This is a genomic window from Deferribacterota bacterium, assembly GCA_034189185.1.
Lineage (GTDB): Bacteria > Chrysiogenota > Deferribacteres > Deferribacterales > UBA228 > UBA228.
Genome location: JAXHVM010000038.1, coordinates 1 through 14,248, shown reverse-complemented (window position 1 = coordinate 14,248; position 14,248 = coordinate 1). Strand labels below are relative to the sequence as shown.

Sequence of the window (14,248 nt, the reverse complement as noted above, 5' to 3'; positions counted from 1 at the left end):
TGCTCTTTGAGACACCTAATTTTCTTTCAGCTACATCCATAGATATGGGTAATGTCCCGCTGCTACTTCTGGTAACAAAGGCAGTTATTATAGCTTCTTTTGCCTTAGAGAAAAATTTAAAGGGAGAACATTTAGCATAGTATAATAAAGGAGCGTAAATTAGAATAACTAGAAGAATTAGAGCTAAATACATTACTGATATGATAACAAGTAGGTTTTTTAAAACACCAGCACCTTGAGATCCAACAGTATAAGCAATTAAAGCAAAAACGCCAATTGGCGCATATTCCAAAATCCATTCAACTATTTTGTAGATAATCTCAACAAATGCGTTAAATATATTGAATAACAATAAAGCCTCATCTCTTTTGCTAGAATTTTCTTTTAAAATGGAAAGAGCTATTCCAACAAGTAAAGAAAAGAAGATAACCGGTAAAACCTGGCCTTCGGCAAAGGATTTAAAAATATTGGTGGGGAAAACTTGTAACAGAGTATCTATAAATGATGCTTGATTTACCTCTATTGTTTTGCTGCTACTGATAGACGGTCCACCATTTAAATATTCTAATCCTCCTATATGGAAACCAAGGCTAACAACCAGTCCTATTATGACAGCTAGTAATGTTATAAGAACATAAAATAAAAAAACTTTAATTCCGATGGAACCTAGTTTTTTTGGTGATACACTTGCGGCTCCCACTATCAGCGAGAATGCAATAATTGGTAAAACAATCATATTTAGAAGTCTTAAGAATATGTCGCCAAATATTTTAATATGTATAGTATTTTCACCTAGAATCATCCCTAAAAATACACCCAATATTAATGCAATTAAGATACGTGTTAATAGGTTAGTTCTGAAATACCATCTAAACATTGACTACCTCGCTGTGTAATGCTATAAATAACTAACTTATAATATTATATTGGTTGAGAGGTTAATATGCAATCAAAAGTGTATTTTATTTCTGCTAGAGCTGAAAAATTTAAATATGAATCTGGATTAATGGGAAAATATGAGAAGTTATTAGAAGATTTTAATTTTCAAAATTATATTGAAAAAGATGCTGTTATACCTATTAAGATACATCTTGGTAATAGTGGGGCATTTAGAACTATAAGGCCACAATTTGTACAAAAAACAGTTGAACGATTGAAGAAAGTCCCATCAAAACCTTTTGTTACTGACTCAGTTAGAATAGAAGCCTATAAATATTTAGAGGTTGCAAATTCTGCAGGTTATAATTACTTAACACTTGGAGCTCCTGTTGTTATAGCAGATGGTATGTATGGGAAAGATTCAATAAAAGTAAAATCAGGACCTTTATTAGATGAGGTTTCCATTGCTTCAGCGATTTATGATGCTGAATCTATGGTCGTTTTGACCCATGTTAAAGGTCACGTTCAAGCTGTCTTTGGAGGAGCTATAAAAAACATTTCTATGGGTGGTGTATCTGGAGCCCCAAGAGGTGGTAGCTGGAAGCACGGAAGAGGTAAAATGCATTTTTTACATGGTGATATTATGAAATGGAATAAGGAAAAATGTGTATTTTGTTATAATTGTGTGCAGATTTGTCCTGAAGAGTGCATTGAATTTGTAGATAATGTTTATACCGTTGATGAAAAAAAGTGTGTTAGATGTGGAAGGTGTGCTAGAGTCTGCCCGGAAGATGCTATTGAGGTGCCTATAACACACGTGGATTTTATGAAAGCTGTTAGTGAAGGCGCTAAGGCTGTACTTTCAACATTTAATAAAAAGAGGGTAGTATATATTAATTTTATGTTAGAGATGCAGCCTGAATGTGATTGCATGTCTATTGCTGATACCCCTGTTGTGCAAGATCAGGGTATATTATTATCTGATGACCCCGTAGCAATAGATAAAGCAAGTTTAGATATGTTAAAGAATATTAAAACCTTACCAAACTCATTAGCAGAAAATATTGAGGTTAATGGTGAAAGAGACGTATTTTCAATATTACATGGCAAAAATGCCGACAAACAGTTATTAGAAGCTGAAAAAATGGGCTTAGGTTCAACAAGTTATGAACTAATTAAAATGGCTTAGGGTTATATAATTTTAATATGTTTTACTTTTTTTAATTTAATTTTAGTATTTAGCCTGTAATTATTAATTAATTGAGCAATACTTTTCAATAATCCTATTAAAGCTCTTTTGTGGAAACTAAAAAAGAGATGCAAAATATTTATTAATTACCTTTCTAAAAAAAGGGAGCGCCTTAGTTTAAGATTTATCGTAAATTAAAATTGTCACCAATTCATATTCATATCTTACTTCATAATTGAGGTATAAATATGAGTCAATCTTGTAAATAAAAACACAATTGGTTATTATCTAAATGTAGAAACCAATCAAAGAAATGAACTTCATGAAACTAGTGTTTTAATAGTACATAATGAAAGGTATAATTACTTGACATCGCTCAAAAATTAAATATAATAATTCAATGTACTTTAATAGAGTTAATTTAGATAGTGTTATTCTATATAATATTAGCAATTTGGTAATAATAAAAATTTAAAAAAAGGAAAAGGAATTATATGGATCATAATAATCGAATTGCCACGGAGCGTTTTTTTGAATTTATGAATCAGACCCCCTTCTTTTCATGGGCAGGTCTTAAGATTATCGATGCCCATAACGGAGAGGCCACGATTGCTCTAGAGGTTCAAGACCACCACCGCGGTGGTGGTGGAACAGAGGCTATTAATGGCGGCATCGTAGCCTACATGTTCGACGGACTTTTAGGTATGGCGATCGCCTCCAAGTGGGGTAGTGATATCATAGGCCAAGTCACAGTTAGCTTGAACATCGAATATCTAAGGATGATCCAGGCCTCCACCATGGTTATGGGAAAAGGAAGAGTTGTACAACTGACAAAGACGCTCGCCTTCGCCGAAGGGGAGGTGTATGATGAGAAGCAGGTATTATGCGCGAAGTGTACAGGAATCTATAAAGTTTTCCGCTCAAATGCCTAAAATGTTAACGAATTGTTTATCAAGTATATTTAATCCATTGTAAATTATTAAAAATAATATAAAAATAGAAATTCAATATTTATACAGATGCTTTGTTTATTTATAAAAGGTTGGTAAATCATTAAAGCTTTACAATGGAAAAACTTTAAATTTGAATCTTAGGAGACTTATTTATGGAATTGTCAATTATATATCACAGTAAAACGGGAAATACAAAAGAGATAGCCCAGATAATTGCTAGTGGAGCAAAAGAAGTAAGAGATGTAGAAGCAAAGTGTATGCCCATAGAAGAGGTTGATGGTGAATATCTAGATAGATCAAAGGCTGTTGTTTTTGGATGCCCCACATATCTTGCTGACATTTCGTGGCAATTAAAGAAATGGTTTGACGAATCAAAACGTTACAATCTGAAAGGGAAACTAGGGGCTATGTTTGCTACAGAAAATTATTTAGGTGGAGGAGCAGATTTTGCTTTATTGACATTAGCAGGGCATATGCTAGTTAAAGGGATGTTAGTATATTCTAGTGGTTCTTCGGAGGGGCGACCATATATTCATTATGGTGCTGTATGTATTAAAAATGGTGATTCTGAGCAGCGGGAAAGAGCAAGGATTTTTGGTAAAAGAGTTGCTTTAAAAGCTACTGAGTTGTTTAATAGTTGAAAAGAAAATTTGATTTGTAATAAACTTGAGCATGACTTAGAGTGAAGATATTGCTTTTATAATAAAGCAAAGGTTAGTGAATATGGACAGGAATGTTGAAAAATATTTTATCTTTTAGCCAATAGATTATAAGAAAAGATTTGCTCTTATAGTAGCTTTTATGAGTTATAAAAATGTTATTTGTTTTATGCTTGTAGATTATTGATTAATCATTTTATAAAAAATAATTTAAATTATTATTTATGTAATTGTGTTATAAGGAATACAACAGGCGCAGATCATTTTACAGATAACAACATTCCTAGAATAATCTTTTAGAAATAAAAATAAAGCAAGTAAACCTTATATTATTGTTTTTTTAAAAAATATGTGAAATATTAAAGTTGTTATATTTTTGATAAAAGTTGTGGCTAAAGAAGGTAAAAATGATGATTGTTTAGAGATATACAGCCTTCTGAAATTATGGAACACCCGTTAAAGAGCTAGTTTATCTATAGTGATAAGCCAGCTTAAATATAGATATCTGTTTTTTTTAAAATTATTTTATGCTATTATATATTTATAGATTTGATTAAAAATTATTTATTGAAGGAGGTAATTATGAGTGTTAGAACATTTATTTTTATCTTTTTAGTTTTCCCATTTACTTGCATATGGGGAGCAGGGCTTATTTCTACTAATGATGCCTTTTATGAATTAAATTATAATGGAAATGTTAGATTTGTTGATACAAGGGATGTAAAATCATATCAAAGTGGGCATATTGCAGATGCAGTGGTGATTATTAATAGTGATCTCACAGAGACAGTTAATGGAGTTCCTGGTATGGCTAAACCTCCACAAGAGATTGTAAATATTTTTAGAGAAAATGGTATTGATAGAGAGAACAGGGTTATTGTATATGCAAATGGTAGCTCTCCTAATGATTATATGTATGCCTCACGGATTATTGCTCTTTTAAATTATGTTAAAATTAATGATACATACTTGATGGATGGTGGCTTTACAAAATGGGTTTCAGAGAATAAGGGATATGAAGCTGGCCCAGAGATGGCATCCCCTTCAAATTTAGTATATAATGGCTATGATAGTAATATACTCGTAGATTTAGCCTATATTGAACAGAACTTATACAACGATTATGTAGTGTTTATTGACACGAGAAATATAAACTATTTTATTGGTGTAGATAAGGACATAAGACTTTATAGGCATGGGCACATTCCTGGTGCAATAAATATTGATGCTTCTTCTCTTACAAAGAAAATAAACAACTATTATGTGATAATAAGTGAGCAAGAGCTAGCTGACATAATATATGAAACAGGTTATGAAGACTATCAAGATATTTTTGAAAAAACGCTTATAACTTACTGTAATACAGGAGTGCAGGCTTCTGGCGGTTGGTTTGTATTCAAATATGTATATAACCATCAAGATGTAAGTATATATGAAGGTTCTATGAGTGAATACAGCAGAAGTAGCCTGCCGTTAGAATAATTACTAATATGTAAAAACTTAATTAAAAATCTACTTTAAAACACTTTTTAAATACTAGGAGCACATTTTAAACAAGAGACCACAATAAACTTAGAAAAAATTTTATAATTATTTATTTTTAAGTTCCAAGCCTCTTAGACTAACTGTCAAGACAGGACAAGGGGCTTTTCTTATAACTTTTTCTGTTGTTGATCCAAAGAGCACGTGCTCAAAACCACTTCTGCCATGTGTTCCAATAATTATCATGTCGGCATTAGTCTCCTTTGCCTCCTCTATAATCTCTACATGAGGGATGCCCTTCAATATTTTCTTGTAATAATTAACTTTTTCAAGTTGGTGTCTGTAAATATTACAGAAATCATCTAATTGTTGTTTTGTGCTCTCTTCTAGCTCTTTTTTTACATTTCTAAGGGTAGATTCAGGTAAATAAAATGCTACAACTTGTGCTTCATCTAATTGTATATGCAATATTTCAAGCTCTGCATTAAATACATTAGCAAATTCAACAGCATATTTAAAAGCTTTTTTAGAAGTCTCAGAAAAGTCTGTTGGAAATAAGATCTTATTTATATCAACCATTTTATACCCCCTTTATAATTATTATAGCAACTTATAATATAAATAAAAATATTTAATGCAATTTTTTTTGCCTACTTAAATATCTGTTTAAGGCATTCAAATAAGCAGAGGTTGATGCATTTAATACATCTGTAGATAAGGCATGCCCTGATATGTCAAGACCTGAATTATCAAATTCTACAACAACCGTTACCTCCCCTTGTGCGTCTTTCCCTGCTGTTACCGATTTGATTTTATAGCTTTTTAGTCTTCCAGTAATGCCTGTTAGTTTTTCTATTGCTTTGAAAGCCGCATCAACTGGACCATCACCAATAGATGCCTCAGTCAACAATGACCCATTATGAGATATTTGAATTGTTGCAGTTGGGACTGTGACATTGCCACTTACATAATTAACATACTCTAATGTGTAGAATTCTTGAACTGTTGAGAGTTGATTTTCAACAATTGCAACAAGATCTTCATCATAAACTTCCTTCTTTTTGTCAGCTAATTCTTTAAATTTTATATAAATTTTATCAAGCTCCTCTTTTGTCAAAGTGAAACCCAGTTCTTCTAATCTAGTAGACAATGCATGCCTACCAGAATGCTTTCCTAATACAAGCTTGCTAGAAGGGACACCTATAGTTTCGGGAGTCATAATCTCATAGGTTGATCTTTCTTTGATAACACCATCCTGATGAATACCAGCCTCATGAGCAAAGGCATTTCTACCAACTATTGCTTTATTGGGTTGTACTTCAATGCCTGTTATAGATACTAATAATCTACTTGTTTTATATATTTCCTTTATATTAATGTTGGTTTTTAGGTTTTTAAAGAAGTCTTTTCTAACCTCAAGGGCCATTATAATTTCCTCTAAGGCAGCATTACCAGCACGTTCTCCAATGCCATTTATTGATCCTTCAACCTGTCTAGCACCAGCTTGTAGCGCAGCTAAAGAGTTTGATACAGCCAAGCCTAAATCATTGTGACAGTGAACCGAAAGTATAGCTTTGTCAATATTGGGGACTGTGTTCATAATCTTATTTACCATTGCAGCATATTCATCGGGAACGGTATAACCAACAGTATCAGGAATATTTACTGTTGTAGCGCCTGCGTCTATGACTTCCTCTATTAATTTGCACAAAAATTCAATATCTGTTCTAGTTGCATCCTCAGCAGAAAATTCAACATCGCTACACAAGTTTCTTGCAAATCTAACAGAATCCTTTGATATATCTAAAACTTCCTTTTCATTTTTCTTTAGTTTATACTCCATATGGATTTTTGATGTAGCAATAAAGGTGTGAATTCTTGGGTTTTGAGCATTTTTTAATGCCTCATATCCAACCTCAATGTCTTTTCTATTTGCCCTGCATAATCCTGCAACTTTCACATCCTTAATTTCTTCTGCAATTTTTTTTACAGCCTCAAAGTCTCCTTTTGATGATATTGGAAAACCTGCCTCTATAACATCAACACCTAATTTTTCCAGTTGTTTTGCAAACCTTAACTTTTCATCTACATTCATACTAAAGCCAGGTGATTGTTCTCCGTCTCTCAATGTTGTATCAAAAATAACAACTTTATCACTCATTGCGTACCTCCTTTATAAATATTTTATTGTGCCCTAGAGATAACATCAAGGCCTGCTTTTACAGAATCTTTTAATGATACAGTTATTTCAAAAGTTTTTGGTATATAGAGCACAATGTTTGCTTTAAATATTGTATAACCAAAAAAATCATGAGTTTCAACAATATCATCCTTAACTAAATTATTCTTAATTCTTTTAAAATAGCCTTCGGCAACCTGTTTTATTTTATAGCTACCAAATTCAGTAATAATGTCCATTGTTGAGGTTATTTTCTTTGATGTGTTAACATCGTATGTGCTTGTTATATTGGTAACTCTGCCTGATAAAGGGATTAAATTAATATGGCTCATGAAAGGGCAAATCCTAATAGTTACTTCATTGAATAGTTCCTTATCTAATACCTTTTCTTTGATTGAAATTATTTTACCATTGACTGGTGATAAAAATACCCTTGGAAAAGGTGATGCTTTAATATTGGGGATGCGGAATACTAAAATTAAGTAAGTTAATAATAAAATAAGTATAGCAATAAATATATATATTGGCAAAAATACAATGATGGCTAATATTAATAGGATAGTTAGTATAGGATATAAACCATCTCTAATAAACATTATTAGTTATTATTACGATCAACAAGCCTCTCTTTATTGAGCCATGGCATCATTTTTCTTAAGCTCTCACCTATGATTTCAACTTGATGGTTTTCATCTCTAGCCGTTAATGCGTTAAATACAGGCCTTCCGGCTTTATTTTCTAGTATCCACTCTTTTGCAAAGGTGCCATCTTGTATACTCGATAAAACTTTTTTCATATTATTTTTTACATTTTTATCAATAACCATTGGTCCCCTTGTTAGATCGCCATATTGAGCAGTATTGCTAATTGAATATCTCATATTCTTTAAGCCACCCTCATAGATTAAATCAACAATCAATTTAACTTCGTGCAAGCATTCAAAATAAGCCATCTCTGGTGCATATCCTGCTTCCACTAATGTTTCAAAACCGTATTTAATAAGTTGTGATAGACCACCACATAGTACAGCCTGTTCACCAAAAAGATCTGTCTCAGTTTCCTCCTTAAATGATGTGACAAGGACACCTGCTCTAGCTCCACCTATTGCTGCAGCATAGGAAAGGGCCATATCTAGAGAATTACCTGTATAATCTTGATGGACTGCAGCTAAACATGGTACACCTGAGCCTTTAACATATTCTGATCTAACTAAATGGCCTGGGCCTTTTGGGGCAACCATTATAACATTTATATTGTTAGGGGTGATAATTTGTGAGAAGTGGATATTGAATCCATGAGCAAATACTAAGTAGTTATCTTCGTCTAAATTATTTTCTATTGATTCTTTATATATAGCAGACTGTATTTCGTCAGGGGTTAATATAACAATTACATCTGCCCATTTAGATGCATCAGCTACCTCCATTACTTTAAAACCTTGTTTTTCAGCCTTTTTCCATGATTTGCTGTTTTTATGTAAACCTATTGCAACCTCGACGCCTGAGTCTTTTAAATTATTTGAATGGCCAAAACCCTGTGATCCATAACCTATAACTGCAACTTTTTTTGACTTAATTAGATCTAAATTTGTATCCTTTTCGTAATAAATCTTCAATTTTCACCTCCTTTCTTTGATATTTCCCATGTTGACAGTGGGCCGCGGTTCATTGCAATACCACCAGTTCTTACAACCTCTATTATTCCAAAAGGCTTTAATACCTCAATAAATGCTTCATTTTTGTCTTTTACCCCAGTGATTTCAACTATTAGAGATTCTTTGTTTAAACTAATTATTTTAGCTCTAAAAGTATTGACTATACTGAATATATCTGTCCTATTCTTTGAATTAGCCTTAACCTTAATAAAAATCATTTCTCTTTCTACGTGGTCAAGGAAGGTTAAATCTCTTACCTTTAAAACATTAACTAGCTTTCTAAGTTGCTTTACAATTTGTTCAACTACTCTTTCATCCCCGTTAGTTACAACAGTTATCACTGAATAGTTTTCGTCAGTTGTTACGCCCACCGATAAGCTTTCTATGTTATATCCGCGACCACTAAAAAGACCCGCAATTCTTGCTAACACACCAAATTTGTTTTCTACATATATAGAGATTATATGTCTCATAAAAACTTTTTACTCTTCAAGTATCATTTCATTTAAGGCTGCGCCAGCAGGTACCATTGGGTAAACATTTTCATTTCTATCAACCCTAAAATCCATAATTACTGGCATGTCTTCTATTTTTAAGGATTCTTTTATAATGGGTTCAACATCTGATACTTTGTCAGTAGTAAAGCCCTTGCAGTTAAATGCATCAGCCAACTTAACAAAATCTGGCTGACATCCAAGACAGGAGTAGGAGTATCTCTTATTATAAAAAAGATGTTGCCACTGTTTGACCATCCCTAAAAATTGGTTATTTAAAATTGCAATCTTAACACCAACCCTATACTGTTTGGCAGTGCACAATTCTTGCATATTCATTAAAAAACTCCCATCTCCAGCAATGTCAAAAACAAAACGATTGGGATTGCCGATCTTTGCACCTATTGCAGCAGGAAAACCAAAGCCCATTGTGCCCAATCCGCCAGATGAAATAAATTGCTTTGGTTCGCTAAATTTATAAAATTGCCCAGCCCACATCTGATTTTGGCCTACCTCAGTAGTTATTATAGCCTTACCACCTGTTAATTCATAAATTTTTTCTATAACATATTGTGGTTTTATCACACTATTAGAATGTTTGTATGTAAAAGGTTTTTGTATCACCCACTGTCTTGTTTTTTCAAGCCAGTTTTTTCTGTGTGACTTATTTTTTTCAAAATCATATCTGTCAATATAGTCTAGGATTTTTTGTAAAGCTATTTTTGCATCTGCAACTATTGGTATGTCAATAGGTATATTCTTGCTTATTGATGAGGGATCTATATCAATATGTGCTATTTTTGTATTTGGTGCAAAGCCACTAATGCGACCCGTTGATCTATCAGAAAATCTAGAGCCAACAGCTATTAAATAATCGCATTCAGTTATAGCCATATTAGCTGCAAAACTGCCATGCATACCCATAAAGCCTAGATAATTTTTATGAGTACCTGGCATACCCCCAAGCCCCATAAATGATGATACAACAGGTATGTCAAGCATTTCTGAGAGCTTTATTACTTCATTTGTGGCGTTACTGATTTTTACGCCACCCCCTATGTATAGTAGTGGTCTTTTAGCGCTTTCTAAAGCTTTTAGTAATTTTTTAACCTGCATTATATTTGCTTCATAATTGGGGTTATACCCTGGTATATATAGCTTTCTTTTTAATTTAAAACTTGTCTTAGTGGCCATAACATCTTTAGGTAGATCAATAACAACTGGGCCGGGTCTACCTGTCTTTGCAATATGAAATGCTTCTCTAACTGATTGCTCTAAATCTTTTACATCTTTTACTAAATAAGAATGTTTTACTATTGGCCTTGTAATACCAGTTATATCAGCCTCCTGGAATGCATCCCCTCCGATAAGTTCGTTGGGAACCTGCCCAGTTAATACCACAAGTGGAGATGAGTCCATATATGCTGTAGCTATGCCAGTTACTAAATTTGTAGCTCCAGGGCCTGAGGTTCCAATACATACACCAACCTTTCCTGTCGATCGTGCATAGCCGTCAGCAGCATGTATACCACCTTGCTCATGTCTGGGCAGTATATGTAAAATTTTGGCGTCAAAAATTACATCATATAGCCCTAATAAGACACCACCTGGGTAACCAAAGATTACCTCTACGCCCTCATTTTTGAGTGATTCTATTAGTATTTCAGCGCCACTTCGTTGGGTTTTTACCATCTATCTGCCTCTTCACTTTTAAATATGGCTCCTTCATCAGCAGATGATACTAATAGACTATATTTTGCTAAGTATCCTTTTTTAAATTTAGGTTTAAAGGGTGTTAATTTTTTTCTTCTTTCTTCTAGCTCATCATTATCTATTAAAAGCTCTAATTTTCTCTCTTTAATATTTATATAAATAGTATCCCCATTGTTTATTAATGCAATAGGGCCGCCTTCGGCAGCCTCAGGCGATATGTGTCCTATACAAGGGCCCCTTGTGCCACCGGAGAACCTCCCATCTGTTATAAGTGCTACCCTCTTGAGATGGGAGCCAGCTATAGCTGAAGTTGGGGCAAGCATTTCCCTCATGCCTGGTCCTCCCTTTGGTCCTTCATATCTTATTACTAGAACACTCTCTTCTTCTATGCTGCCATTTAATATGGCCTCCATAGCCTCATCTTCTGAATTAAATACTAAAGCTTTTCCGCTAAATTCATGCATATCTTTATTAACCGCTGCTTGTTTTATTACTGCGCCCCTTGGCGCTATATTGCCTTTTAAAATTGCAATCCCACCCTCTTTATTATAAGGGTTATCTATTGGTCTTATTATCTCGTTATCATAAATAGAAGCATTTTTAATAATCTCTTTAATAGATAAGCCTGATACAGTTTGATTGTCTTTTATAAATGGCTCTAATCTTTTTAAAACAGCTGGAATACCACCTGCTCTACCTAAATCTTCCATAAAATAATCGCCAGCAGGTCTTAAATGTGTAATATTGGGAACTAATTTACTATATTTGTCAAATAATTGAATATCAAGCTTCAAATTTGCCTCATAAGCTATTGCAGGTAGATGTAAAACTGTGTTTGTTGAACCTCCTAGAGCCAAATCTGCTATCACTGCATTTTCAAATGCTTTTCTTGTTAAAATATCCCTTGGTGAAATATTCTTATCTACGAGGTTACAAATTTGCACACCTGATTCAAAGGCTATGCGTTTTTTTTCTGCAAAACCTGCCAGTGATGTTGCACAACCTGGTAGGCTCATGCCCATTGTTTCAGTTAAACATGCCATTGTGTTTGCTGTATACATTCCAGAACAAGAACCTTGGCTAGGGCAAGCACAAAGCTCTAATGCCTCTAATTCATCTTCAGCAATATCGCCATTTCTATATTTAGACACAGCCTCAAAGGTATCCCTTACTAAAGATCTTCTCTGATTGTTATAAAAACCAGATGGCATTGGACCAGCAGTTACGAATATGGAGGGTATATTAACCCTTGCTGCCCCCATTAGCATGCCAGGTGTTATTTTATCGCAGTTTGTTATAAAGACAACCCCATCTAAGCGGTGAGCTTCTAGAGTGGTTTCTACCATATCTGCTATTAAATCTCTAGAAGGTAGTGAAAAGTGCATTCCTTTGTGCCCCATAGATATACCATCACAAACACCTGCAACGCTAAATATAAAGCTATAGCCACCACCAGAGTGGATACCTTTTTCTATGAATCGCTCAAGATCTCTCATTCCACAATGGCCAGGGATGAGATCGGTAAAGCTTGAGCAAATTCCAATAAGAGGTCTATTTAGTGCTTTTTTTGAAAAACCAGTTGCATATAAAAGAGATCTATGAGGAGCTCTATTTACTCCTTTCTTTATTTCATCACTTCGCATAAATAACTATATAAATACTTATTGATTTAAAAATCAAGTATTATTTTTATGTTTTCTAAATTTTATTTGTTGTGCTAATAATGCCTGCATATGAAAACTCTATGATTTGATCAATTAGCTCATCAATATTGGCTATTGGCATTGGTGCCATTTCAGGGATAGGGAAGGGGAGTATTAGTATTTTCATTGCATTAATGGCAACACCTATTGTAAAGTGTACTCTCCAAGATAAGATATTTTTTGGTATATATGGTAAAGCCTCACTAAGAAGCTGAAAAAACATACAGAGGGGCTTTTTAAATTGTAACATAAAATAGGTTATAATCTTTTTGTCTCTCTCTAAGAAAATCTGGTATGATAAAGCAAGTAAAAATCTTGTATCTTTATCTGCAAATTCAGCAGTAAAAGGTGGCTCAATAAAAGCTCTTAAAATACCTTTAACTAAAGATATATCTTTTTGTTTATTATTAACTTTTATTATGTTTAACTTTTTTATTCTCTCATTGTTAATTGGTGTATAGATTTGCTCAACAACCTTTTCAATTAAGGCATATTTAGAGCCAAAATGATAGTTTATTGCTGCTATATTTACATTAGCATCACGGGCAATTTGCTTGATAGTTGTTTTTTGGAAACCTTGTTTGGCAAATAGCTTAGCAGCATTTTTTATTATTTTATCTTTTGTATTCATTTATTATAAATATCACTATTTAATATTGTCGTATTGTCTAAATTTAAAGCATCTCTCGCAGTTAGATCATTTTCTAAATTTTTAGCATATTCCCAGCCACCGCCTAATGCTTTATATAATCTTGCTAGGTTTGCCACCATTTCTCCTCTACTACTTGTTAATTGGTCTTCTAAATCTAATAGAGCCCGTTCTGCATCTAAAACATTATAAAAATCTATTAACCCAGCTTTATAGCGATCCATAGCTAAAAGAACAGTCCTTTTAGCTGCAGCCACAGATTTTTTAAGAGAATCAAAGCGATATTGCTCTTTTGCATATGCTGTTAGGGCATTTTCTACATCTTCTAAGGCTTGCAGTATGGTATTTTCGTAGTTTAATAGGGCTTGTCTTTGCCTTTCATTTTGGACTTTTATGTTCTGTCTAATTGCCCCCCCTTGAAAGATGCTCCAATTAACAGTTGGTCCAATACTCCAAAACTTGCTTGATCCCTCCCAGAAATCTGAACTACTAATAGATTCTAAGCCAATTGTTCCAAAGATATAAAATTTGGGGTAGAGGTCTGATATGGCAACGCCAATGCGGGCAGTCTGGGCTGCCAATCTTCTCTCAGCCATTCTTATATCAGGCCTTCTCCTTATCATATTAGCAGGGATGCCAACTGCGACATTCTCTGGTATTTTAGGGATACTTTTTTCCTCTTCTAATATTTCAT

14 protein-coding genes are annotated in these 14,248 nt (G+C 33.6%); 4 read left to right on the top strand and 10 right to left on the bottom strand.

Annotation, left to right across the window (positions count from 1 at the left end; genetic code table 11):
• The coding region (locus tag SVN78_04330; protein MDY6820831.1) for a dicarboxylate/amino acid:cation symporter at positions 1-877 on the bottom strand (877 nt) is incomplete at its 3' end.
• Between the two features lie 66 nt (positions 878-943).
• Between SVN78_04330 and SVN78_04325 the strand changes: the two genes are divergently transcribed.
• The 4 genes from SVN78_04325 (at position 944) to SVN78_04310 (ending at position 5,162) form a co-directional block, all read left to right on the top strand.
• Positions 944-2,068, top strand: a complete 1,125-nt coding sequence (locus SVN78_04325) for a DUF362 domain-containing protein (GenBank protein MDY6820830.1) — start codon at positions 944-946, stop codon at positions 2,066-2,068.
• A 494-nt stretch (positions 2,069-2,562) separates the two neighbouring features.
• Positions 2,563-3,000: a PaaI family thioesterase gene (locus SVN78_04320; GenBank protein MDY6820829.1), complete on the top strand. Its 438-nt coding sequence runs from the start codon at positions 2,563-2,565 to the stop codon at positions 2,998-3,000.
• Positions 3,001-3,173: 173 nt separating this feature from the next.
• Complete coding sequence (locus tag SVN78_04315) at positions 3,174-3,662, top strand: flavodoxin domain-containing protein (protein MDY6820828.1); 489 nt, start codon at positions 3,174-3,176, stop codon at positions 3,660-3,662.
• Between the two features lie 600 nt (positions 3,663-4,262).
• A complete protein-coding gene (locus SVN78_04310; GenBank protein ID MDY6820827.1) occupies positions 4,263-5,162 on the top strand; it encodes a rhodanese-like domain-containing protein in 900 nt (299 codons plus the stop codon).
• A gap of 108 nt (positions 5,163-5,270) precedes the next feature.
• Here SVN78_04310 and SVN78_04305 read toward each other — a convergent pair whose 3' ends face one another.
• From SVN78_04305 to SVN78_04265, 9 genes are all read right to left on the bottom strand, one after another.
• Positions 5,271-5,741 (bottom strand): universal stress protein, encoded by a 471-nt coding sequence (locus SVN78_04305; protein MDY6820826.1) that lies wholly within the window; start codon positions 5,739-5,741, stop codon positions 5,271-5,273.
• Between the two features lie 52 nt (positions 5,742-5,793).
• The gene (locus SVN78_04300) at positions 5,794-7,323 is read right to left on the bottom strand and encodes a 2-isopropylmalate synthase (GenBank protein ID MDY6820825.1); all 1,530 of its coding nucleotides are present in this window, start codon (positions 7,321-7,323) and stop codon (positions 5,794-5,796) included.
• A 23-nt stretch (positions 7,324-7,346) separates the two neighbouring features.
• Entirely contained in the window at positions 7,347-7,937 is a 591-nt protein-coding gene (locus SVN78_04295; GenBank protein MDY6820824.1) for a hypothetical protein, read from the bottom strand.
• A gap of 2 nt (positions 7,938-7,939) precedes the next feature.
• Complete coding sequence (gene ilvC, locus SVN78_04290) at positions 7,940-8,956, bottom strand: ketol-acid reductoisomerase (protein ID MDY6820823.1); 1,017 nt, start codon at positions 8,954-8,956, stop codon at positions 7,940-7,942.
• Positions 8,953-9,468 (bottom strand): acetolactate synthase small subunit, encoded by a 516-nt coding sequence (gene ilvN, locus SVN78_04285; GenBank protein MDY6820822.1) that lies wholly within the window; start codon positions 9,466-9,468, stop codon positions 8,953-8,955. The genes ilvC and ilvN overlap by 4 nt, the downstream gene beginning before the upstream one ends.
• 9 nt (positions 9,469-9,477) lie before the next feature.
• Entirely contained in the window at positions 9,478-11,181 is a 1,704-nt protein-coding gene (gene ilvB / locus SVN78_04280) for a biosynthetic-type acetolactate synthase large subunit (protein ID MDY6820821.1), read from the bottom strand.
• Complete coding sequence (gene ilvD / locus SVN78_04275; GenBank protein MDY6820820.1) at positions 11,175-12,845, bottom strand: dihydroxy-acid dehydratase; 1,671 nt, start codon at positions 12,843-12,845, stop codon at positions 11,175-11,177. The genes ilvB and ilvD overlap by 7 nt, the downstream gene beginning before the upstream one ends.
• 55 nt (positions 12,846-12,900) lie before the next feature.
• Positions 12,901-13,536, bottom strand: a complete 636-nt coding sequence (locus SVN78_04270) for a TetR/AcrR family transcriptional regulator (protein MDY6820819.1) — start codon at positions 13,534-13,536, stop codon at positions 12,901-12,903.
• Positions 13,533-14,248 (bottom strand): TolC family protein (locus SVN78_04265; GenBank protein MDY6820818.1); only part of this gene is annotated, 716 nt, incomplete at its 5' end. The genes SVN78_04265 and SVN78_04270, both read right to left, overlap by 4 nt.